The organism is Halocola ammonii (genome assembly GCF_049334165.1).
Lineage (GTDB): Bacteria > Bacteroidota > Bacteroidia > Flavobacteriales_D > Sanyastnellaceae > JBEGHD01.
Window position 1 is genome coordinate 343,253 of sequence record NZ_JBEGHD010000001.1, and the last position, 25,048, is coordinate 368,300.

The 25,048-nt window shown below is 44.9% G+C and carries 14 protein-coding genes; 7 read left to right on the top strand and 7 right to left on the bottom strand.

All coding sequences use genetic code 11. The annotated features are described in order from the left end of the window. The first annotated feature begins 306 nt into the window (after positions 1-306). Positions 307-3,033, top strand: a complete 2,727-nt coding sequence (locus ABHV44_RS01405) for a hypothetical protein (protein ID WP_459072848.1) — start codon at positions 307-309, stop codon at positions 3,031-3,033. A 699-nt stretch (positions 3,034-3,732) separates the two neighbouring features. On the opposite strand, the gene ABHV44_RS01410 is transcribed toward ABHV44_RS01405, so the two are convergent. Beyond that, the gene (locus tag ABHV44_RS01410; protein ID WP_459072849.1) at positions 3,733-4,782 is read right to left on the bottom strand and encodes a transporter substrate-binding domain-containing protein; all 1,050 of its coding nucleotides are present in this window, start codon (positions 4,780-4,782) and stop codon (positions 3,733-3,735) included. An 82-nt stretch (positions 4,783-4,864) separates the two neighbouring features. On the opposite strand from ABHV44_RS01410, the gene ABHV44_RS01415 reads away from it, so the two are divergent. Further along, positions 4,865-5,164, top strand: a complete 300-nt coding sequence (locus tag ABHV44_RS01415) for a HigA family addiction module antitoxin (protein WP_459072850.1) — start codon at positions 4,865-4,867, stop codon at positions 5,162-5,164. Between the two features lie 242 nt (positions 5,165-5,406). Here the strand turns inward: ABHV44_RS01415 and ABHV44_RS01420 are convergent, their stop codons facing one another. Genes ABHV44_RS01420 through ABHV44_RS01430 form a run of 3 tightly spaced genes read right to left on the bottom strand, consistent with a single transcriptional unit; the run spans position 5,407 to position 11,866 of the window. Continuing rightward, positions 5,407-6,405, bottom strand: a complete 999-nt coding sequence (locus tag ABHV44_RS01420) for a YhdH/YhfP family quinone oxidoreductase (RefSeq protein WP_459072851.1) — start codon at positions 6,403-6,405, stop codon at positions 5,407-5,409. Positions 6,406-6,446: 41 nt separating this feature from the next. Next, complete coding sequence (locus tag ABHV44_RS01425; RefSeq protein ID WP_459072852.1) at positions 6,447-7,895, bottom strand: T9SS type A sorting domain-containing protein; 1,449 nt, start codon at positions 7,893-7,895, stop codon at positions 6,447-6,449. 2 nt (positions 7,896-7,897) lie between these two features. Next, on the bottom strand, positions 7,898-11,866 hold the full coding sequence (locus ABHV44_RS01430) for a DUF7948 domain-containing protein (RefSeq protein WP_459072853.1): 3,969 nt from the start codon (positions 11,864-11,866) through the stop codon (positions 7,898-7,900). 61 nt (positions 11,867-11,927) lie between these two features. Between ABHV44_RS01430 and ABHV44_RS01435 the strand changes: the two genes are divergently transcribed. Beyond that, positions 11,928-13,127: a hypothetical protein gene (locus ABHV44_RS01435; protein WP_459072854.1), complete on the top strand. Its 1,200-nt coding sequence runs from the start codon at positions 11,928-11,930 to the stop codon at positions 13,125-13,127. On the opposite strand, the gene ABHV44_RS01440 is transcribed toward ABHV44_RS01435, so the two are convergent. Further along, entirely contained in the window at positions 13,124-16,603 is a 3,480-nt protein-coding gene (locus tag ABHV44_RS01440; RefSeq protein ID WP_459072855.1) for a hypothetical protein, read from the bottom strand. The genes ABHV44_RS01435 and ABHV44_RS01440 overlap by 4 nt on opposite strands. A gap of 223 nt (positions 16,604-16,826) precedes the next feature. On the opposite strand from ABHV44_RS01440, the gene ABHV44_RS01445 reads away from it, so the two are divergent. Next, the gene (locus ABHV44_RS01445; protein ID WP_459072856.1) at positions 16,827-17,588 is read left to right on the top strand and encodes a LytR/AlgR family response regulator transcription factor; all 762 of its coding nucleotides are present in this window, start codon (positions 16,827-16,829) and stop codon (positions 17,586-17,588) included. A gap of 353 nt (positions 17,589-17,941) precedes the next feature. Here the strand turns inward: ABHV44_RS01445 and ABHV44_RS01450 are convergent, their stop codons facing one another. Together ABHV44_RS01450 and ABHV44_RS01455 are read right to left on the bottom strand one after the other, a co-directional pair. Further along, on the bottom strand, positions 17,942-18,610 hold the full coding sequence (locus tag ABHV44_RS01450) for a DUF2490 domain-containing protein (protein ID WP_459072857.1): 669 nt from the start codon (positions 18,608-18,610) through the stop codon (positions 17,942-17,944). Continuing rightward, positions 18,597-19,010, bottom strand: coding sequence for a hypothetical protein (locus ABHV44_RS01455; protein WP_459072858.1), 414 nt, complete (start codon positions 19,008-19,010; stop codon positions 18,597-18,599). Before ABHV44_RS01455 ends, ABHV44_RS01450 begins: the two co-directional genes overlap by 14 nt. A 161-nt stretch (positions 19,011-19,171) precedes the next feature. Between ABHV44_RS01455 and ABHV44_RS01460 the strand changes: the two genes are divergently transcribed. The 3 genes from ABHV44_RS01460 to ABHV44_RS01470 are packed head-to-tail and all read left to right on the top strand — an operon-like array spanning position 19,172 to position 24,958. Then, the gene (locus ABHV44_RS01460; RefSeq protein ID WP_459072859.1) at positions 19,172-19,879 is read left to right on the top strand and encodes a thymidine kinase; all 708 of its coding nucleotides are present in this window, start codon (positions 19,172-19,174) and stop codon (positions 19,877-19,879) included. Beyond that, entirely contained in the window at positions 19,876-22,362 is a 2,487-nt protein-coding gene (locus ABHV44_RS01465) for a bifunctional UDP-N-acetylmuramoyl-tripeptide:D-alanyl-D-alanine ligase/alanine racemase (RefSeq protein ID WP_459072860.1), read from the top strand. Before ABHV44_RS01460 ends, ABHV44_RS01465 begins: the two co-directional genes overlap by 4 nt. After that, positions 22,349-24,958: a S8 family serine peptidase gene (locus ABHV44_RS01470; RefSeq protein ID WP_459072861.1), complete on the top strand. Its 2,610-nt coding sequence runs from the start codon at positions 22,349-22,351 to the stop codon at positions 24,956-24,958. Before ABHV44_RS01465 ends, ABHV44_RS01470 begins: the two co-directional genes overlap by 14 nt. Positions 24,959-25,048: the final 90 nt, after the last annotated feature.

Here is a 25,048-nt window from a genome sequence, read left to right on the forward strand (position 1 = left end):
TTCTCTGAAGGATTACTACAATTTGACATTACACACCTCCTTTCTTTAATTCGACATTGCCGAACTGAGCATCGAACAACTTACGACCTCCTTTGAACGACAGGAACAGCACTCTGCTATCCGACCTAAAGGAACAAAAAAGTGTGGGCTTTATTTCACTTTCAAAATTTAAATTTATCCATACTCTTGTCTTGAAAATTTCCACATCACATTCCCGTTGATACATAACCAATTAACACTGAGCTGTTCGCACTGGCCAGTTAGTTGAGTTAATTGAATTGCCATTATCCCAATTTTTGCATCTTGGTGAAAAGACTGAAAAAAATCCTCAAGCGTGTGTTTATCTTCCTCGTGGTGCTGGCAGTGCTGGCCGGAGTTGGAGGCTTTCTGGTTGTGCATTTCTACGAAGATGAGGTGAAGGCTTTTGCCCTCGAAAAGATCAACGAAAGCCTAAAAACGCAGGCAGATGTGGAAGAGGTTGATCTCACTGTCTTCCGTCAATTTCCCAATGCTTCTTTGGCATTTTCAAACGTGCTGATCCGGGAGACTTTTCCCGAAGCCGACACGCTGATGCACGCAGAAAAAGTGTACCTCGAATTCAGCCTGTGGGACCTGATCCGCAAAAACTACGTGGTAAAAGAAGTCGACATCAACCAGGCTGTGCTTCGACTGAAGCGAAACAAAGCAGGCGAAGACAACTACCACTTTTGGAAACCCTCGGAAGGTGATGGCGGAAACTTCGCTTTCGAACTTCGCAAGGTGGGTTTGAAAAATACCAACGTCTTTTACGGTGATCAGTCGGCCGATTTTACGCTCGACATTGACGCCAACAAGCTGGCACTTTCAGGAAACTTCGAGCAAAAGATTTTTGACCTTTCGGGAGATGCTAACCTCTTCGCCACTCAGCTTCAGGTGGGCACGACCAATTACCTGTCGGAGAAAAATGTGGATGGTGACTTCGAACTTTCGATAGACACGGAGAAAAATGCCTACCTGATAAAATCGGCTGCCCTGGAAGTGGAGGGCGTTCCTTTCACAGCATCGGGAGGTTTCGAGCAAAAGGCCAATCTCGTTTATTGCGACCTCAGCATCGATGCCCCTTCGGTGAATTTGCCAACGCTCATTTCAGCATTGCCTAAGTCGTATCACGAGGCGCTCACCGACTATGAGGTAGACGGTTACGCAGACATCAAAGGAAAGATCTTCGGCATGGCGGGAAGTGGGGCCGAACCACAAATAAAGGCAGACTTCACTGTTAGAAATGGAGACTTCCACCAACTTTCAACAGGAATCGCCATCAGCGACATCAACGGATCGGGGAGTTTTCAGAAAGATCCCGGAGAACCGGAAGTGCTCAGGGTGAATGAAGGATCGGCTAACTTCGAGGGTGGTGAGTTCACTTTTTCCGGAGCTATGGAAGATCTCGACCAGCCGTGGATGAACGTGCAGGTTGCCGGAGAATTCGACCTCGACAATCTCCGCCAGTTTGCCAAAATTGAAAGTCTCGAGGTTTTAAGTGGCGACTGCGAAGTCAACGCGAGTTTTAAAGGGAAAATCCATGACTGGAAAAACATCACCAAAGCCGACCTCAACACTGCTGAGACGAGTGGGAAAATCACCGTTGCGGATGGCGAACTTCAGTGGCGCGGGAGTCCGCACCTTGCGGAAAACATAAATGGAACCATTCTGCTCGATGACAACGATGCGGCTATTCGCAGTTTCGAAGCTTACATCGGTGAGTCGGATCTGAAGCTCGAAGGGTTCTTCAGAAACTTCATGCCTTTTCTCCTGGTCGAAGGAGAGGCGATTACGATCGAAGCGAATCTTTTGTCGGAAAACCTCAACTGGGACGAGCTCCTGGCCAACACCAACGCCAATGAGCCGAGCGATGATCCTTACAAACTTTCTTTTCCCAAAACGCTGAATTTCAACATCGACTTCAATGTAAGTCACCTGCAATTCAGAAAATTTGAAGCGTCTGAAATCTACGGTGATGCCAGGCTGAAAAACCAGGTGCTCACCATCGATCCGATTCACCTCAAAACTTCCGAAGGTTCTTTTGACGCAACGCTCACGGCAAACGGAAAAACCAACAACCTTTTCGTTGTCAACTGCTCTGCTCACCTGGAACGGATGGATGTGAAAAAGCTGTTTTACTCCTTCGAAAACTTCGGTCAGGATTTTATTCGAGACGACCACCTGAAAGGGACAGCCACGGCTGATGTAACTTTCAGATCGCAGCTCAACAGTGCTCTGCAGTTTGACGATGACAAAATCTACAGCCTGATCGACATCAAGCTCGAGAATGGTGAGCTGGTGAATCTTCGCTCGATGGAAAACATCAGCGATTACCTACGCCACAAGCGTTTGCTGGCGAGTTTTATCGATGTCGACAAGCTGGACAACAACTTGAGGCACATCCGTTTTTCTACTTTGGAAAATCAGATCGAGATCAAAAACCAAAAGATTTTTATTCCTGCCATGGATATCGAATCTTCAGCCATGGATCTAAGCGTGAACGGTACTCACTCTTTTCAAAATGCCATCGACTACTCGTTGAAATTCAACCTCCGACAGGTACTTGCCAAAAGCAATCGCGAGTCGGAATTCGGTCCCGTTGCCGATGATGGGCTCGGCACCAACTTTTTCCTTTCGATGACCGGAACCACCGAGAATCCCGAGTTTGGCTACGATCAGGTGGCAGCTCGTGAAAACCGCAGAGAGCAGTTTCAGCAGGAGAAAGAAAACTTCAAAAACATGCTGAAGGAAGAATTTGGCAGAAACAAGAATACTGGAGACGAAGAAGTGGGTAACCCTAACTCAACGAGTGAAGATCCTGGGGTTTCCGTGAATGTGGAATGGGGCGGTGAAACGAAAGCTGACGAAACGAAAAAGGACGACTCTGAGCCAAAAACCGAAGAAGAAAAAAAGAAGCAGAGCTGGCGCGATAAGTTTAAACTGAACGACAAGAAAGAAGAGAAAAAGGACGATAAACCGAAGCCTCCGCCAAAAGAAGAGGATGACGATTTTTAAGAGCGTTGCCCGCCAAAACTCGAAACTTTCAGCTACGGAAAATGTCTCGCAAAACCTACGCAAAGCTTCGGTCTTCAAAGAAAGACGCACTTGTCCTCCGAAGCCATTGGGCGAAGGAGGATAAGTCGCAAAGCTTGCAGCCAAGGGTTAAATTATCAATGGGTGAATTATGAACTTTCAATGGCATGCAGCTACGGTAAATAAAACACAGTAGGCACAATAGGAAGAAACAGGCACATAGGATATTGCGCTGAAAATTTCTATGTGACTTCGAATGAAAGTGATTGAATTTTGGATCGGACTCAAGTTAAGTGTGCTTGTGAAAAGTAGAAGAAATTCTACTGTGCCTATTGTGGTTTAACCATCATGAAACGAGGCTTTTCGCAATGCCCAAAAGCTACTAGCTACTCAGCTACGGAAACAGACTGGCAAAGACGAAAAAGGCGCAAAGCTTGCAGCTACGGATTAAACATTAAGAAATTAAGGGTTTTCATTAAGTGGTAATAAGCAGATCTTAATGTCACTTCACTTCTTAATGACCCTTCATGTTTCCATTTCCCGCTGTTGTAAAGTTTCGAAGGTCATTCTTCTTCCTAGCCCGGTCCTTTCGATACAATCCCGACTCTTCAAGTGCGGGATCACTCAAGGACCTCCAATCAGGTAAATTCGTAATTGCTCATTCGTAAATCGTAATTCAGCTTATTGTTCCATTGATCGTAGCTTGCGGTTCCAGCGGGAGGATTTTAGTTCGCGGACGATAATCGGGTTAAGAACATCAACCAGTGGCGATCCTTTCGGGAAACTCAGGCTGTAGTAATCCGTCTTGAGGTTCTCAGAGACAATGATTAAATCCCCAAAGTCTCCTTCGTTCATAAAGTGGCGCAAGATGGGACGATCGTAGACGAACACATCAAGCTCACCATTTTCAAGTGCATTCAGGCCGTTTTCTACGGATGAGTAGTTTGCACTTTCCACATCAAAGATGCCCAGATACTCTGCGCTGCTAGACCCGCCAATCGTGCCCACGTTGAACTTTCTCAAGTCTTCTACATTCTCGATGTTGCTTTCCAGAGAGGAAACGGTAAGTGCCGAAGCAATGCTTGCCGTGAGACCGGAAATCATGAGTATGGCAGCAAACATCCAGATGAAGCCAACTGTCCGGCCGCCCTTGCTTACCGGGGCTTTGTCACCGTAGCCGACTGTTGTCATTGTCACTGCGCTCCACCAGAATCCGTCTCCAATTCCTTTCCAGCCTTTACCAAATTGATCTGGATTTGCTCTTCTTTCGAAAATCCAAATAAGAAACCCGAAGATGAAAATCACGACAAGCAAAACCGCCACTGCGGAGAAAAACTGCTTACTGAAAAGGTTGTCGAAAAAGGAAAGCCACTTGTTACCGGTCTTTCGCACCATGGCCGTGCCGGAGATGAAATAAGGCTGAGAAAAATCGATGGCTTGCATACGCTGGTCGGTGACTGTCACCGGGTTGATGCTCAGGTCGACCTCGTTATTTTCTATCGCTCCGATTAAATCGTTGAGAGATTCGTAGCGCCTGTACTCTACCGAAACTCCCAGGTTGTCGTCTACCAAATCCCAGAAATCGATGCTGAGGCCTGTAGCATCACCGCTGGCGTTGAACTGCACAAAAGGTGGAGCTTCCTTAACTCCTATGGTGAGGGTGCTGTCCTGAGAAAAAGTGAAGCTGCAGGCAAAGAGAAAGAGTAAGCTGACGGAAAGAAATCTTTTCATGGTCGTGGGTTTTGGATTAACAAGTTTAGGAAAATGCATGGGAAATGGAAATTGCTACCTAATGCTTACCTTAGATTCACTCATGAAAAAATTAAGAAACATACACCCGGGAGAAGTTCTGAAAGAAGAGTTTTTAGAACCACTTGATATTTCTGCGTACAGGCTTTCAAAAGAGACTTTTATACCGCAAACCAGAATCAGTCAAATCGTCAAAGGACACAGGAGAATCACAGCAGATACAGCTTTGCGACTGGCCAGGTTTTTTGGAACCACGCCAAAGTTTTGGTTAAACCTACAAGATGATTATGATTTGGAAGAGGAGCGATCAAAGAAGAAGAAGGAGCTCGATAAAATCGACCCTATCGAAAACAGCGCTGCTTGAGTTTGTTAGAGTGATATTGTAGTTGTTGGAGGTGAACTCTCCATACTTTCAGCTACGGATATAAACATACTGAAACGAGTTCAGCACAGGTTGAAGGAATTAAGGGGTTCATTAAGTTAGTTAAGACGACCTTAATGACCCTTAACTGCTTAATTTTCTTAATGTTTCCATTTCCGAGGTTGCAAAACCACGATATGCAGCTACCAACAATTCGTAATTCTCCGCTCGTAATTCGTAATTGATTATCTCATTTCCGCCACAACTCTACCCACTGTTTCTCCTTTTAGGATTTTGTCCATCCAGCCAGGAATTTCTTCGAGAGTGGTGATGGTCTTCAGTTTGTCGAGGTGATCTACTTTCCATTCGTTGGCCAGTCGGTCCCAGATGAGTTGGCGGATTGCCATTGGTGTTTCTGCTGAGTCTACACCAAGCAAGTTCACTCCATTGAGGATGAATGGATAGACGGTCGTTTCGAGTTTTGGTGAAGCCACAAGCCCGCAGGTAGCAATGTTTCCGTTTCTATCGCAGGCCTTGAGCAAAGTCGCCAGGGTGTTTCCACCGACTGTGTCGATACCTCCTGCCCACTTCGGTTTTATCAGCGGTCTGCCGGAATCGTCATCGGTTTCTTCTCTACCCACACAGCGTTTTGCTCCAATGGATTTTAAAAACTCGTACTGGTCTTTTTTACCGGATGAGGCAATCACCTCAAAACCGGCTTTTGCCAAAATCGAAACTGCCATCGAACCCACTCCACCGGAAGCTCCGGTGACCACCACTTCGCCCATTTCAGGAAGTTGGCCCGACTGCTGCATTTTGTACAGTGCCAGTCCGGCTGTGTAGGCCGCAGTTCCCATCACCATGCTTTCTTCCAGTGTCATTGCAGGTGGCAATTTCACTACCCATGCTGCCGGCACCCGGATGTACTCCGCAAATCCGCCATGGGTATTCATTCCCAAATCATAAGAAGTACAGATGACTTCTTCTCCTTCTTTAAAATTTCCACTGGCATCGTGTTCCACAGCTCCGCAGGCATCCACTCCAGGAGTGTGAGGAAATTTCCTCGTGACACCCTTGTGGCCGGAAGCTGACAGTGCGTCTTTGTAGTTGAGCCCTGCGTATTTCACGCGAATCAAAACTTCGTGATCGGGCAGATCGCTGATTTTCTTGTTTGCGATTGATCTGGAAAAAGAGCCGTCCCGGTTTTCTTTAACTACCAGCGCTTTGAAGGTTTTGTCGGACATGTGGGAGTGGTTTTTTGAGCGATGAAGATAAGAAACAACGCTTACTCCACTTTTACCCACCTCTCTGTTGCTGTTCCCTCAGTCGTGGTCACCTTAACCAGGTAAGTTCCAGGAGGAAGGTGTTCAAGATTCATCTGCTCTTCATGCTTACCTAACTTAAAGTGTTTCGATTTCTTTGATAGAACAACTCTACCTTTTAAATCTGTTATTTTCCATTCAACGTTTCCGGCCTTAGCTTGAGACCAAGCAAAAGAGAGATTCCCTGAAGAGGGGTTTGGATAAAGTTCGAAACGAATTGGACTCCTCACTTCCTCAGAAACTGAATTGGGAATTGGGGGGAAATCTGTTATTAGGTTTTTATTGAGCTTCGCTACTCCTCTTACCGTATCCTGACTCATTCGATAAAACTCTCCACTTAGATACAGAGTATCTTGCATTATTTCAAAGTCTCGAATTACTGTTGGATGGCCCAGGCCCTGATAAAATCCTGTTTTGCTAAACATCGAATCTGTGTTCACTGCCAACCATGATTCTCCGTCAAACCTGGCTACGTGCTCAGCTTCAACATCACCGACCTGAGTAAACCCACCTGCTATGTACAATGCCCCTTCATGTACACGCATGTTTCGAACACTATAGTTAGGCTGGTTTTCAATAGGCCTCAGAGAATCACCATCAAATGTCAAAATGCTGTAGAGATTGTCACTTCCCGGTAGCTTCAGATTACCTGATAAATACAATTTATCATTAAAGACTGCAAGATCTCCAACCCAACTTCCAGGATATTCTTGTAAACCCTGCCCTACTGGACGATAATACTCACCATCGAAGAAGAAAATTTTATAGATGTCCTCGCCCAATCCATTAGTGAAAACAGCACCCCCTCCTACAAAAAAATTATCCTGAAAACGTTCAATACATAAAGTGATATCACTATCAGTAGAATGCTCACTTAAAGAAGCCCAGGACTCTCCATCGTAATATACTGCCAAACCGGTCACTGCATCACCTTGATAAGATATATCACCTACTGCATAAAGTACGTCATCCCATTCATAGAACTCCATAATATTTCCAAATGGCCCTCCCGGTATAGTATCCCATTCGGTGCCTGTCCAGATATTCGTATTGTTGGGATATCCTATTATATCCACAAACAAGAATGGACCAGAAGCTATCAAATCGCCATTGTAGATCACTGAAGAATATGAAGTTGAATTATCAACTTCCCCTAGCATCTCCCAGCTTTCACCATCCCATTTTCCCAGTCCTTCTAAAGGATTACAATTTCCATCGTGGTGCATTGTTCCAGTTGCATAAATTTCATTTTCAACTGTATCCACATACAGGTCATATACACTGGTGGTCGGAAAAGAGTCGCAAAACAGTCCCTGATCTAAAGGAAGCCAGTCGGAGGTCTGAGCAAGACTTGATGTAGAAAACAGCAAGATGACTATCCAGCAGAAGGTATTTTTAACTGAGTTTGTCATTGTTAGAATATTTCAAATTTTACAAGTTCTCGGGAATTTTGAGAAAAATAAACAGCCATATAAATGCCAGATTCAACCTGCAATTTTACCTGAATCAATCTATTTATGTTCGCCAAATGGACCTCCTTAACAACACGACCGGACATGTCATAAATAATAATTTTGTCGTTTTGCTTTGGATTATTCTCAAAATGGAGATTGATAGCACCTTGACTAGGATTAGGATAAATAGAAAAAGAAACTGAGTTATTCGGCTCCTCAGAATCCCCCCAAATGGAAGTAATATTTGATGGTAAATCAAACCGTGCAAAAGCACCATCATCCGATCCGGCTTGAAATGGTTGATAATATCCTTCACCTGGATCAAATAATGTAAAGTTATTATAAGAAAAGCCTCCCATGAACACATAGGAATCACTTACAGAAATGCCCTTCATTCCATTTCCATCACCCATTCCATAAGGAGATGACCAAATCATTTCCATATTTTCCCTAAAAGCAGCTATAAAACTGTGATTGTATTGCCCTCCAATAGATGCCGAGTTTTCTGTGTAATTTGTGCCATTGCCGTCACACACAGGAAAGTCACCGTTTGTGGGGGGGGTACAAAGAACAGAACTCTCACTGTCCATCCATTCGCGACCTCCTATGAAAATTGTCGCATTGCCTGATTCGCTCTCATGAATATCGACATCCATATTAATCATTCGTTCGTCACTCCCGTAAAAAGTGCTACCGATATGCTCAACCTCATTTGGATTAGTCCCATCGTCAATAAGTTTGAATTTGGCAATGAAGCCTGAAGCTTGACCATCGTCAGGTTCTTCACCAGCGAAGTCTTGATTATAGCCGGGAGATGAAAAGGGTGAAATTGGGAATTCATCTACAGCTAAATTGGGGGTCACACCTGCAAAATACAGATAATGTTCATCACCTTCTTTTGTGTTTCCAATAACTCGAGGGCCATCAAAGTAATTAGCCGAAGTATTCGACAATCCATAATATGATGAATAGATCAGATTTTTGGAGTCGTTAAAAACAGCTATGAAAGAATTTCCATTAGAAGCCTCTGATATGAATTGATTTTGATACCATGTGCTTCCCTGATTACACACAGGAAAACCTCCATCAGTTGATCCAGAACATGGGTTGACCGAATATTGATCACTGTTCGTTCTACCTACAATTGCCACTTGATTATCCACTACTGCCACATCTGTTACAAAGTCGTTATACTGCCCCCCATAATAGGTGGTCCAACTCCTCTCCCTAGATTCATCTAACTCAATAATAAATCCGTCCATTTCATTATTAATCGATGTGGAATGAGGTGGCTGATAGAATGTTCCGGAAAACTGTTGAACTGGAAAACCTGTGGCATTTGTAGTTATTCCAACTAAATAAACCTTATAATCATTAACTAAATGCGTGGCCTCGGTTGCCACTGACCAAGCTTCATCCCTTTCGATTCCACCTATGTATGAGTCACAAATAATTGTAAAGCTCTTGCTTAATTCAAGGTAAAAAGCATCTTTTTCTCCACCATTATAAGTATTGTCATTAATACCATAGTCTGAAATAAAATTTATGTCATTACTTGCTGTACCTCCGACTAAGTGAAGCCGATTATCAACAGGCTCATGAGCAATGGAATAGAAACTATCCCAGCTACTTCCCCCATAATATAAAAGGCGCTTAGGCTCGGTATCAATAAATTTGGCTACGAATGCGTTTGAAAATTTGTCATCTGAGCTATTATAAACGAGAAAAAAATTCTCCTCTGGCAAAAGAGGACTTGACGTAGACCCCGCTGCATAGAATTTGTTGCCCCATGAATCTATGCAATTAATATTATCATTTCCTTCGCCACCAAAATAAGTACTCCACCCTAAATTTTCTTGCACTGAAACTTGAGATGGAGTTGACGTTGTTTTTGCTCCCCATTTGAGCACCAGAATTTCATTCTGCGAATAAGTTCCGGTATTTATCTTGACTTTATCACTCTGGATCAGATAGGATCCTGACCAAGCCAACTCAGTTAGAGCACCAGTTGAAGAATTCATGTAAAAGGCTTCAGGCTTGGTTTGATGAAAAGATCCCAGTTGGGTCTGTATTTCCAATTGCCCACTAGCTGTGACTAACATGGAGTCATGGCCAGAAACCTTAAGTTCTGCATCAGAAGGATCACTCCCTGGCATACAAACCATGTAAATACAATAACCATGTTCATCAGCAGAATAAATAAACTCAATACCCTCATATAGATCAAAATGAATGGCTCGCTCGTGCGCGTCACTTCGGTATACTGGTTTGTTTAGATGGCCTAAGTGATAAATAGAATAGTAGTCTTTTAGTCCGTGAGTGTATAAGCGACCTTGTTTATCTGGACGATAAAATTCAAAATCTACACGTTGCAAAGAATCTAAACTATCGCTGTGGCTAGAATAGACTAATGAATAAAAGTCATCATTAATGTAAATCTGTGGGTTTCTTTGATTGTAATATACCTGTGATGTGGTGTCCGAATTTCCATCTTCATTAATGACCTGGCCATAATTATCTTGAAAGTTAACATAACTCTGAAGATTCAGGTTCTCAGCAGGAATATGAACAGCACGTAACGAGTACTTTAAAGTTAAATAAGTCGTGTTCCCTGCTGGCTGATCAGCTTGTCCAGACACGTAAATGTCACTCCCACTTATTGCAATATTTGTGGCATGATCATCCAAGTTATCATCATTGCAATAGAAAGTCTTCCATTCCAGACTTCCTGAGGAATCGTAGCTGAACAAAGCAATATCTAAGTTTCCATCACGATATATTTCACCACAAGAAACAATGCTAGAGCCTTCTATCTTCACCTTAACACCTGTATCATCCCCTCCATCTTCACCGGAAATGGTCTCACTCCATTGAAGTGAGCCAGAACTATCATATTTGAGCAATAAGTAATCTCTATCTCCATTGGCATTTGTAGTGTATCCAGTAACATATACATTTCCACTTCCGTCTACCGTTACACCGTTCGCTAGATCGTCAAGGTCATTAAGACTATTCCATTCTACGCTCCATTCTTCATCAAGCTCATCGTCAAGTTTGATAAGAGTAACATCTTTTCCCTGACCTGAATTTTCAACCGCCCCAACTACGTAATAATTATCGCTAGAATCTTTTGCTAAGTCTGTTACTCTGTCTAGACTTGCTGAGCTAGTGCCAGACCAATAGAGGTTTGAAGTATTGCCAGTCGAGCCATTAATATCAAGAGTAACCATTCGCCAGCTATTAGAATTATATTGCGAAGCTCCGGTAACAACAACTGAACCTGTTCCACCGTAAAAGGAAATTTTTGCAGGAACATCCATCAAGTTCGATTGATTATATCTATTCTCCCATTGCAAGGTGCCCGATGAGTTATATTTCTGAATTGAATAATCGGACATGGTAGGGTTCCCTGAATTAACTCCATAGCTACCTGCTGCAACGTAAATATTATTTTGGCTATCAGAAGTTAGTGCGACACCACCATCATATGACTGAAATGGTCCATCGAAGGTGGTCATCCATTGTTGAACACCTGAAGGATTGTACTTCATAAGAATCATGTCATAATCATCTGGTGATGAGTTTCCTGTAAAAGTAGCACCGGTTATTATTAAATCGCCATTGGAGTCTAAAATGATATCAGCAGCCATGTCGTGCCCATCGGCTGACCCGCTCCAGGTCTCTGACCATTGCTCATCTCCATTTCTATCATATTTGGCAAGCAGCACATCATAATCACCGTCTGCATTTATGGTAGCCCCAGTAACATATATGTTGCCATATAAATCCGTAGCAGAAGCATTTTGATAATAAAACTGCTGTTCTCCTGATTTAGAGACCCATTCGAAAAAAGCATTCTCACTTTGAGAATACGATATTGAGCAAACAACAAAAAGGAATAATGTAAGTAGGGTAGATAAGAATTTCATAATAGTTAGTTTTGGATGTGAATAGGAAGTTCTGGTCTAATCTACTAAATATTATTAACTTATGGCAGTACTCCTTTTGGGTGCAGGCGCAGTAATAGATTGGGGCGCTCCAAGCACTAGCCAAATCACCGATGAAATTATTGCAGATAGCACGTTCCGTTCATATCAAGATCAACCTTTGGGTGAATGGATAAATCATAAATTAGCGGGGTTGTATAGCCGAGATCCTGAATCGATCAACTTTGAAACGATTGCGAATTCTATTGAATATCTCAGCACATTTTTTTCTTCAAAGTATCGACCCGCATTCTCAGAGTTTAAAAACTTAATGCCCGCCTTTTTTACCGAAAGAGATGATCTGATGGAAATTCTATGGTTTGATAGAATTTACCAAACGAAAAATAATGAATGGGTAGTGGATGGTCGTGAGCAAGGTCAAATCTTTTGGAATGACTATGATGCCTTTTTTGCAAGCGTGTACCGATATTATATCAACAAGGTAGTTTCACTAGTTGAAAAATACTCCAAACGTCTAGAAGAGCATCATGGTTTGAATGGTCAATTAGATTGGTTCCTCAAATCTCTGAAGGAACCAATCCGGTGTTACACCACTAACTACGACAGATTTATACCTCTCATTAGTAAATTGCCCATCTTCGAAGGCTTTACAGAAAATTCTAAGAATGAGCTAGTATTTGATCCTACGACTGTTTTAAATAACAGTCAAGTAAACTGTTGGTACAACTTGCATGGATCAGTTCATTTTAAGAAGAGTGGCTTCAATAGTGTGAAGTATGAGAAAGAAAAGTTTATTAGAAATTTCGGGATAGGCTCAGGGTCAGTTGAGGATAATGATCAGGATAGCAGACGACTTCTGCAAAGTAATTTGATTACCGGCTTCAACAAGTCTTCTAGAATCCTTCTAGATCCATACTCCCAATTTTACCATAGGTTCTATGCCGATTGTCTGGAAGCAAAAAAGATTTATGTCATAGGCTACTCATTCACTGATTTCCATTTGAATAGAGCATTAAGAACAGCATTAACTATAAACGAAGATGTAACTATCGAAATAATCTCTTATCACGAATACTCTCAACTTTTTAAAGAGTGGCAAAGCCTTGACCAACTTGAAGGCAACATGCACAATATTCAACTATTGAATTCTCTTTTTGGACGAGTTGCAACTAGTGACACGGCTGATAGAATTAACATCTGGCTTCAAGGGTTTAAGAAATTTCTCGAAAAATACACCAACTAGAAAAACGCTCTCACCTGCACATTGCCGGAGTGGATGGCGCTGTCGTCTTCGGATTTGCGGCCGTTGTAGATGAGATTGAGCTGGAGGTTTTCGGCAATGTTGCGCTGCACTGAGGCCGACCATGTGAAGTTCTGCCCGGGCTGCAGCCCGTTGAGCATTTCAAATGAAAGCGAGTTGTTGCCCGAGCCGTTGTAATCAATCTTGATGGCATTGAAAGTGACCTGGAAACTTCCCTTGGAAACTTTGTTGAACCGACCTTCAAAGCCGATATCCAACACTTCGGCTTCTTCACCTCCAAGGTCTTCTTCGTTGGTCTTCTGAGTACTTTCAGCACTCAGCGCCAGCCTGGTTCCGTTGTTTGGCTGCCAGGTAATCTCAGGCTTTATCGTGTTATAGTCGATCGAGTAGTTTCTGCCGCTCAAAAAATCTGAGAGACTTCCCTTTTTACCTAGCGTACTTTCTACACTGAGAATGAAAACTTCGGAGAAATTCCATCGCACACGCAGCTCGTTGTAGCGAGTGAATCGCGAGTCGAAGCCATTGGTCAGCAAACTCTTGCTTCGGTTGTCCTGGTAGGTGTAATCGGCTCCGAAATCAGAGTTGGTACGGTTGAAAAACAGCGTGTTTCGAAAAGAGGAATTCAGCGTGATCAGGCTGCTGTCCGCAACGTCCTGCAAAAATGGATTAAACCTTTCTAGTGGTTCTTCGTCTCCGGTTTTGCGTTCCACCTTGTAGCTCGCCTGATCGGAAAATCGCGAGACAAACTTTTTAAATCCTTCCTTATCGCTCCAAACTCTTGCCGGATTGATCTGCAAGCCTTGGCTAAACTGGTTTGTGAAGGTTTTTGAGTAATCGTCCGAAGGCACAAAACTGCGGATGTAGTTGGCTTCATAGTCGAACTGGGCCACTTCAAATTCGTTGAGGTCTTTCACTCCGTCTTCGTTGTAGTCGTTCCACACGTAAACTCCCTGGCCGGCCGGAACTTCGAGGTAAACAAAAGCCCTCCGCTGTTCCAGTCCCGATCCGATTTCATAAAATGTGCTGGTGGTGATCAATCCACTGGCCAGTCGCAAGCTGTGCTCGAGTCGCGACACGAGGGTGTTCTCTGGGTCTTGCTGTGCCAGCTCACTGTTAACAATGCGCAGCGATCGGTTACTCACATTGATCTTTAGCTGGTGCTTGGGGTTTCGGATCAGCTCCAGTCGACCTCCGTACTCCTCTGCAAAAGCGGACTTTACCAACTCATTTGACAGCGGTCGCCAGTCGGTACGTTGGCGGTAAAAAAGTCGGTAACGGTTTTCCGTGGTATCGGGATTGGCAATAAAAATCTGCCAGTCGTACCACTGATAGGTTGTGGAGAGCAAGGTGTCTGCTTGAGGATCGAAAAACTGATTGAGCTCGTGGATGTCGGCAAAGCCCAGACGAAACCAGGGCAGCTCCTGAGAAATTTCCGACTCGTGGCGCAAGAACTCGGATTTGTTGTTTCCCTGCGTAAACAGATACGACCCGTCAATGTCAATCTGCGTTTTGTTGAGTTGGAGGTTGGTTTGCAACAGACCGTTGTAACCGGTGAAATCCTCACCAGCCTGAAACGATTCGGCACCGACAGTCGCCACTCCCTTTTCTTTTTGAGTAAATGAAAGCGTCCCGGTTGTGATGTTTTGCGCATCGTCAATCTGGTAATTTCTGATGTTCCAGTTTCGGTCGAACTCCACCTTTCGAAACCGCTCGATGGGTTCGAAAAAAACGTTCACGAATTCGTGATCGACTCGCGATACCAGCTTCCAGGGCTCTTCTTTTTCGGCCTGCAGCGGTAGTTCGTTTTCTACAGCGGCTTTTACAGCCAGCCCCACATTGTCGCGGTTTCCCTCTTGCGAAAATGTGTTTCGATCGTAGTTGGATACAGCGGTTTCGAGGAAAACTGTTGTTCGATCGCTCACCTGCACGCGGCCTCCGCCCACAGCCATTTGGTTTTTGTTGGGCGCCACCAGTCGGTTTACCGGAGCGAAGTTTCCGTTTCTCACAATCTGGTTGTCTACAGTATCGGGGGCTACCCACTGGTAAGTCTTTCCATTGGCGGTAAACTCGGATTCTACGTAATCGCCATTTGCCTGGCCTACTCTGCTAAACCGCAACTGATAAAAGGCTTCGTTTTCGTTGGTCGAAAAAACAAAAACCGAGTCATAGCCCAGGCTGTCGCGCAAGGCGTAGAGCACTCTGTCGTTGGAGTAGCCCACGCTGTCGATTGCCGGGCGAACTGCATTTTCGATGTTGTCGCCAACGTCCGACAGCAACTGCCTGTCGTTTTCATCGAGATCTTGCTGAAGCGGCTGATTCTTGCTATCCTGCTCTCCATAAACATTCACAAACCACGAGTACTTTTCGGAGTCGTAGTTCACCGCACCTTGAACCATGCTGCGCGCGTAGTTTTTCTCGGAGTACTGAAACTCAACGATGATCCTCCTGTCTTTGGTGATCAGGTTGTTCGGAGTAAACGTGACTTCGGCCGTGTTGTAATCGATCGTGTAGTCGTATTCCTGGCCACGCTCCTGCAACTTACCATCGATGTAAACCCGCTCCGTTCCGGAAAGTACAATGATGAAAGGCTCGTTATTGGCACCCGTCAATCGGTACGGACCCTGATTTCCTTCTACTCCCTGAATAATGTTTCTGGCGAACTTTCCCTTGGAAATGGCTGCACTGGCCTGTGCCGAAAACTCACCTCCAGCCTCCGGGTTCTCCTTTCGTTGCTTGTCGTCCCATTTGGTTTCGAAGGTTGCTCCGCGTGCCCTCTTGAAATAAGTCATGAAAAAGCTCTCTGGGTTGGTGAGCTGAAAATCCCCAGCTGTGAGCTTCGATCGCTCGTTAAAAAGCTCGATGTAGACCTGGTCGAAGTCCTCGAGTTGCTGCGTGTTTCCTTCGGGTTGGATAGGAATGTTGTCGTCTGTTACCGAAGCCTGGATTTGAATGTCGTCCGTGAGCCTTCCCGAAAGTTGGAGACTGAGGTTTGAGTTTACCGAAAGATCCTGACTGTTTCCAAATGCAATTCCCCTGGAGATAGAGCCCGATTTATTGAGACCACCAAACTCGTAGACATTCTCCACCTGCTCGTTGGGGTCGTAAACAAACGGATCGAAGTTGTCCGATTGCTCGGGGACAATCATCGTGGAATCCTTGTGGAAATAGGGCTCGGAAAACTTGATCGGAAAAACGCGATAGCTCACTTTTAGAGAGTCGCTGAAGGAGCCATTCTCTCTGATCAGCAAAGCATTTACCGCATCGAGACGAAGACCGACACTATCGAGCGTAGGTGAGCTTATAAAAGTTCCCGGAACCATGCTCAGGCTGTCCACAACGGTAGTGTCAACGCTGATGGCAATGGTTTTCTCACGCAGGTTGCTCTGTGCCCGACTCGCAAAAAACGAAACCAGAACCACTGAGAGAGTAAGCGTTGCTATTTTGAGCGAATAGTTCAAATCAAGGTCTGTGGGATCTGTCTCATGCAGTTCCCTTCACGTTTTCTTTTGCCGGTTTTTGCAAGGACGAAATTGCACAATCGTGCGATAGAATGAGAAAATCTGTTAGTTTTGTTTTTACCAATAGAGTACATTTCGCACTGATAACAACTCTAAAATGCGGTTTTCATTATTCAGATAAGAATGAAAGCTCCACTTACTTTAAAACAATCTTTGCCAATCCATGATCAGAACAATCATTGTAGATGATGAGTCACGCGCGCGTCAGGTGCTACGCGCTCAACTCGAAGAGTTTATCCCCTCTGTGAAAATTATTGATGAGGCAAGCTCGGCAGAGGATGCCAGAAAGAAAATTCTCGAGCACGAACCCGACCTTGTTTTTCTCGATGTGGAAATGCCCCATGGTGATGGTTTCTCACTTTTGAGAAGCCTCAACGAAATCAATTTCGAGGTTATTTTCACCACTGCTCACAACGACTACGCGATTGATGCCATTAAACTATCGGCACTCGACTATCTTCTCAAACCTATCGACCCTGAGTTGCTCGAAGAGTCCATTGAAAGATTTGAGAAAAAAACCGAACGCGTGAAGCGAGATGGATCTGAAGTTTTTGTTATTCCAGACAGTCAGCTGAACATTAACCAACAACACAACAAAATTGCCCTGCCTATCCACAAGGGATTTAAGATTGTTACGCTGCTCGATATCATCGTTTTAAAAGCCGGTGGAAGCTACAGCAACATCGTAATCAAAAATGACGGTGAGCTGGTGGTGACCAAAAACTTAAAGCATTTTGAAGAGATTCTGCACCCATTTGGTTTCGTCCGTGTGCACGATAGCTATCTGGTGAACGGCCGCCACATCGCCAGCTTCACGAGAAATCACGGCAGCGGAGGAAGTGTCACCCTCACCAACGAAGAAATTATCCCGGTTTCGAGAGGAAGAAAAAGTGCTTTGTTGGATTATTTCTTGATGAAGGGGTGAGGTAAAAACCCAGAACCAACGTGGTTGGCGAAGACAGGCCAGCATGATTGCCTGGCAACTTAGTCAAAGGAGAGTCAGGATAGCTTCCTGGAAATTTTAAGGCCCGTCAGAAGGAATTTGCCTTTGAGTGGCATTCGCCACGTTCGTCATTTTGGCCCCGGGTTTCAACCCGGGTGTTTGAATGTGTTGTTGTAAGATTAGTCGTAGGTACGGCCGACAACTCTGGCTCACTAAACCCAAGATTCTTATGTCGACCATGTCTACGACATTCTCATTCATTGGGTGACCTAAAACCAATGGTTAAAACCATCGGCTACAAGGTATTTCGTGCCGATGGCACTTTGATATTTCAATCAATCTAACTCGTAGCTGTAGGATATCAAAAAGATGAACTCCATCAACGGGTTATTTTCGTTGACTTGTCTTTGGATGAGGTAACCGAGGGAGATGTTGTCGTCTTTGGTGATTCCTTTTTTGATTTCGGCTTTTACCCGCCAGTCGGTTTGGTCAAATCGATTTTGGTCGGTTCTGCCGGTAAAAATTTCATATTCGGTTTCAATCTCATACCTGTCGGGCAAGTCAAGTGTGACAGAAAATTTGTGACGCACAGCCGAAGAAAATTCAATACCGGCTTCGTCTCTTCTAATGCCTTCCAGATTTCGCTGCAAACGTAATCTGTAAACAAACTCCAGATCGCGCCAATCGGCATCGAGATAAATATTTCCAGCTACCCTTTGTCGAAGCAGGTAAGTATCATTGAGTTCCTTTTTGTTGCCAAATCGGTAGTCGACAGACACATCTAGAAATTTCGTCAGCTTATATTCGAGCGAGAGATCAAAGAAAGCGGACTCCAACTCCGATATGTTTTCATAGAAACGGGTTTCCATTTCCAGATCTGCCTTGAGGTCATCCGCGATTTCTTTGTCAACCGAGACACCGGTCCACAATCCCGCATCGCTCACCTGACTAAAGGCGGAAAGAGAAAACAGCAACATGAAAATTGAGAGGCTACTCCACTTCATAAATCGTCATAGTTGGAACTTCTACCGTTTCCCCTTTTTCGTTGATTTCTACTTCTTCGATGATCGGCATGCGATTCGGATCAAATTGATTTGTCCCTGTAGTGTCTTCAGAATAGGTGTAGATGGTGTATTTCCCAGGCCTCAGGTAATCAAACTCATACTCGCCTTTGTAGTTGGTTTCGATGTTGTCTCCAACGCCTACCTCATCCCCATAAATAATGAACACGTTTTCATCTGCAGCAGGCACAGTGTATTGAGCCGTGGAAGGATTGGTCAGCACAAGGCGATACTCCTTAAGCACTTTTCCGCGAATAGTTGAGTTTCCGCCTTCTCCAGCAGGCTTCTCACAAGAAGTGAGCACAAAAGCTGCGAAAATGGACAGTCCGATTAGTTTATACATTGAGAGCTTGTTTTTAAGTTGACCAAAAATAAGACTTTGGTAACAAAAGCGTTGATCTCAATTTACATGGGTTAGTTGTATCGGTAAAAGTCTTTGGTTCGCTCAGCGTTTCAATTTCGCTACTTTTGTTCCTCAGCATTTCACAACTCCATCAGGCAGGCATGTTCTTAGAGAATAATCACGCAAAAGACAAAAGACACGGCTGGATCGAAGTGATCTGCGGGTCGATGTTTTCAGGTAAAACCGAAGAGCTCATCCGTAGGTTGAAGCGAGCCAAAATCGCCAGGCAAAAGGTGGAAATCTTTAAGCCTTCGATGGAAAAACGTTACAGCGAAGACGAAGTGGTGAGCCACGACAGAAGTGCCATTCGGTCAACTCCGGTTCCGCATTCTTCGCAACTTTTGCTAATGGCCAACGATGTGGATGTGATTGGAATTGACGAGGCGCAATTTTTCGACAGCGAACTCCCAAACGTTTGCAGCCAGCTAGCCGATAGTGGGATTCGCGTAGTTGTTGCCGGTCTCGACATGGACTTTAAAGGTCGCCCTTTTGACCCCATGCCGCAGGTTTTAGCCATGGCAGAATATGTCACTAAAGTTCACGCCATTTGCGTAAAAACCGGCAACCTGGCGAATTTCTCTTACCGCATTTCCGCCAGCGAAGATCTGGTGCAACTCGGAGAAAAAGACCACTACATTCCTCTGTCGCGTGAGGTTTTTGAGGAAGCTAAGCGTAATCCGAAACTCAGAGAAGAGCTGAAAGAGCTGGCCATCAAACAAGCTGAAGAACAACGACTAGAAGAAGAACAACTCCAGCGAGAACAGGAAAAGAGAGAAGAAGAGAGTGTGAAAGACGAGGAACATTCATGAGTCATTTACAATATTCACTGCCCGGGCTAAAGGATGAGCTCAATGGAAAGCTGCTGTCTGAAAATGCAGATCACAGCTTTGACCTCATTTCTATCGACACTAGAAAAATGTATCTGCCGGCTCAGTCGGTTTTTGTCGCGCTCTCAGGAATTCACCATAACGGGCACAAGTTTCTAGCTGAAGCATTCGAAAAGGGAATTCGTCAGTTCATTGTGGATGATGAAAGTGAAACCCCAAAGGAGCTGCTGGATCGCTGCACTGTACTGAAAGTCGACAACAGTTTGCTCGCTCTACAAAAGCTCGCAGCTCATCATCGATCGCAGTTTGACATTCCGATTATTGGAATTACCGGAAGCAACGGAAAAACCATCGTAAAGGAGTGGATTAACTCACTGACAACTCCCGAGCAAAACATAATTCGAAGTCCGCGAAGCTTCAACTCGCAGGTAGGTGTGCCACTGAGCGTGTGGAACATTGAAAAGCACCACACTCTGGGGGTTTTTGAAGCCGGCATTTCGCAACCTGGAGAAATGGATGCGCTCAGAAAAATGATTGACCCAACAATTGGCGTCTTGACGAACATTGGAGTGGCCCACCTGGAACACTTTGACGATCAGGCACAAATCCTGAAAGAAAAACTCAGGCTTTTTAAAAACTGCAAAACTCTGATTTGTGCGGAGATGGAAAATGTCAGCATTGACTCTGTCAGAAACAGTTTGGAACCATCAGCGAAAATTCTCCGCTGGAGTCGAACAGCTAAAAATGCCGACTTATTTGTTGCCGAAGAAGAAGTAAAAACGCACGCTTCAGTTTTTAGACTAAAGTGGCAGCAACGTGTGTTTGAATGCACTTTGCCTTTCACCGATCTGGCGCATCGCAACAACATGCTGACAGCTTTACTCACAGCGCTTCAACTGGGCATTTCTGTCGATGAACTTTCTAAGAAAACCGAAACTCTTCGCCCTGTCGGAATGCGACTTGAGCTATTGGACGGCCCTCAGGGAAGCTTTTTGATCAACGACACCTACAGTGCCGATTTGCACTCGCTCGAAGTGGCGCTCGACTTTATGCTGCAGCAGCGAACAGCGCAAAAACGAGTGCTCATTGTTTCTGATCTTTTGCAATCCGGTTTGGAACCTGCGCTCCTCTACTACCGACTGGCTTCGCTCGTTGAGCACAAAAAGGTGGATGAGGTTTACGCCATCGGACCGGAGATCTCTGATTACAAAGACGAATTTAAATGCTCGATAAAGTGTTTTCGATCTACCGAGGATTTTCTAAACGACCTCAACCCATCGTGGTTCGAGAACTCAACTGTGCTCATTAAAGGAGCCAGAAGTTTTCACTTCGAAAAGATTGTTCACCTGCTGCAGGCTCGCTCCCACGAAACAATCTTCGAAATCGACCTCAACGGAATGGTTCACAATCTCAACTTCTACCGCGAAAAACTGAAGCCGGGAGTAAAACTCATGGCTATGGTGAAGGCATTTGCCTACGGTAGTGGTAGCTACGAAGTGGCTAGCTTGCTCGAATACCATCGTGTGGATTACCTTTCAGTGGCCTATGCCGATGAAGGCGTTGAGCTACGAAAAGCCGGCATTCAGCTGCCGATCCTGGTGCTCAACACTGAGCGGGCAGCGCTGAGTAGCTTTTTCGATTACCGCCTGGAACCAGAGATTTACAACTTCGCAACCTTTCAGCGATTTGCTGAAGTGAGCAAAAATTACCCTGAAGAGAAAATTCCAGGAATTCACCTGAAGGTAGAAACCGGAATGAACCGACTTGGATTTACCTCGGCCGACATCGGAGAGCTCTGTCAATTGATCCGGCAAAACAAGCACGTAAAGGTGAAGTCGGTGATGTCTCATCTTGCCGCAAGTGACGACCCGCAGGAAGATGATTTTACGAAAAGGCAGATTTCGGAATTTGACAAGTTCAGTGCACAAATTGAGGAGGCCACCGGTTATCAGGTACTTAAGCATATTTCTAACACAGGTGCCATCACGCGCTTTCCGGAAGCTCAATTCGACATGGTTCGACTCGGTATTGGCCTCTACGGAGCACCAGTGGCCGAAGAAGACGAAGGCAAGCTAGCTGTGGTCGGAAGACTCAAAACGGTGGTTTCTCAGGTGAAGACTGTATTAGCTGGTGAAACCATTGGGTACGGCCGCAGTTTTAAAGCCGAAAGAGACATGCAAATCGCCATTTTGGCCATCGGCTACGCAGACGGACTCAACAGGCGGTTGAGCAACCAAAAAGGCGAAGTAAGTATCAAAGGAAGAAGATGCAAAATCGTTGGAAGAGTCTGCATGGATATGACAATGGCTGATGTAACCGGACTAGATGTAAAACCAGGTGACGAAGCAGAAATTTTTGGAGATGATATTTCTTTGGAAGAAATTGCCCAATGGCTCGAAACCATACCTTATGAAGTGTTAACCAGCGTTTCGCAACGCGTAAAACGAATTTATGTTCAAGAATAGCTACACTCTACTCGTACTCTTTTTATGGGCTTCTCTGTCCCTTGCTCAAAACCAGCCGAACACGGTTCCCGGGCAGTTGATCATCCAGCTTCAGCCGGAAGTGGAAGCGGAAAAATTCGACAAATCACTAGTCGAATTTCAGGATTGGCATTTCGAAAAGAAACTATCGAAACATGCCAATATCTGGCTGATTCAAGTCGATGATGACCAGTTTGACACCGAGCTTTTAAGACGTGACCTCCAAGGGCACAGACAGATTACTGAAGTGCAATACAACCACATTGTGGAAATGCGCGAAGTGCCCAATGATCCTCTTTTGGGCGAACAGTGGCAGCACGTAAACGACAATGATGCCGACATGGATTCGGATGCAGCGTGGGACATTACTACTGGTGGAACTACTGCCTACGGAGATGAAATTGTGGTCTGCGTGATCGAAGGAGCCAACCTGAACCACCCTGATCTGATCGACAACAAATGGGTAAACGAGGGTGAAATTCCCGACAATGGAATTGACGATGACGGAAATGGTTACGTAGACGATTACGAGGGCTGGAATGTGCAAAGTGAAGACGACAGTGGCGTGATGAGTGGCGGACACGGAACCCAGGTTGCCGGATGTGTGGGCGCCAAGGGAAACAACGAACTTGGAGTAGTTGGTGTCAATTGGGACGTAAAAATCATGAGCGTTGCAGGTGAAAACCTCAGCGATGAAGCATCTGTAATCGCGGCATATGACTATGCACTCAATGCACGAATGCTCTACAATGAAACCAATGGTGAAGAAGGAGCTTTTGTGGTTTCTACAAACGCTTCCTGGGGGATTGACAGCGGAGATCCAGCAGACATTCCTCTTTGGTGCGCTTTTTACGACACGCTGGGAACACACGGTATCTTGAGCTGTGGGGCTACAACCAACAACACAAGCATCAATATCGATGAGCAGGGAGATATCCCGACAGGGTGCAGCAGTGAATACCTTTTTAGCGTTACTGCAACCAACCAAAACGATGTGAGAACTACTGGCGGTTACGGACCGATCGGAGTTGACCTGGCTGCTCCCGGAGCCGGAGTTTACGGTGTAAGTGGCAGCTCTTATGGTTCGATGAACGGAACCTCTTTTGCCAGCCCTCACGTTGCGGGAGCTATCGCCCTGATGTACTCAGCGCCTTGTCCGGCTTTCATGAGTTTGGTACAGAGTAGTCCCGGAGAAGCTGCACTGCTGATCAGACAAGCCATTCTCGATGGTACTGATCCGGTAGAGGAGCTTGAAGGAATTACTGTTACCGGTGGAAGATTAAACCTGAACAACTCGCTTCTCGAATTGCTCAACCTTTGCTCCGAGGACGATTGCCTTGCGCCTTTTGGAGTACAGGCAGAACTGCAAGGTGAGTCGGATTACCTCATTACCTGGGAAAGTTTGAATTCTGAGGTATTTGATTTGCGCTACCGCGAGATCGGAGCTCCCGACTGGATAACTACAGAAAACATTGACGTCAACGAATTTCTACTCAGCGACCTTCAGTGGTGTACAGATTTTGAAGTACAGCTAAGAGCACATTGCGCAGGTGGTCTACTCAGTGGATGGTCACCATCGCTGACCTTTATCAGCAATGGATGCTGCGAAGCTCCGAGCCTTGATAGTTTTGTTGTGCTCTCAGAAGATTCTACACAAATAGAGTTGACCTGGCAAGACATTCTTCCTGCCGATGGCTACGAGGTTGGAATTTCTCTGATTGACGAAGGAGACTTCCTTTTTATCACTGTTGATGATAACTCAACCACACTTACTGAACTCTTACCATGCACCTCTTACGACATTGTGGTAGCGCCAGATTGCGATGAGTTTGCACTCTCTGATGTGTTCACCATCACTACACCCGGTTGTGGTGCGTGCATCGGAAACGAGTACTGCGAATCGATGGGAGAAAGCGCTGCCTCGGAGTGGATCGCATCAGTAGAAATCAACGACTTTTTGAACGAAACTGAAAGCGACAATGGTTATGGAGACTATACAGGAAATAGCTTTTCACTCAACGATACCGAAGAACATGAAATTAATCTGGCTCCAGGCTTTTCTGGGTTCCAGTATTCAGAGTATTTCAAAGTGTGGATTGACTACGATCACAACGGGGAGTTCGAAGAAACAGAACTGATTTTTGAATCTTCTGAGTCTTCAATCGAACCAGTTTCAGGAACATTTAGCGTTCCTCTTTCCGCAACTCCAGGAATAACGCGAATGAGGGTTTCAATGAAGTATAATGCTTCAGGCTCCCTTCAGCCATGCGAAACGTTCGACTACGGTGAGGTAGAAGATTATTGTGTTTTTCTGGATATGACTTCTAGCGTAGCCGAAAACGAAAGGGCAATGGTTTCTGTTTATCCTAATCCTTTTGATCAGGAACTGACAGTTTCTAATCCATTTGAAAATGCAGACTTTGTTATCTACGATTCCTTTGGTCGCGTAGTCATGAAAAAGGAAATTGAAAAAGGAACCAATAGAATTCAACCTTCAGGTCTAGCTCCGGGAATGTACTTCTACTCGCTGGAGCAGGCTGGAAGACCTATGAGCACAGGCAAGCTGATCCACAGATAAGCGGACTTTCAAAAAGAAATTACCCCAAAAAGAAAAAAACCTCCCGGACGTTTCCGGGAGGTTTTCTCTTTAAACCTTAACCAAACTATA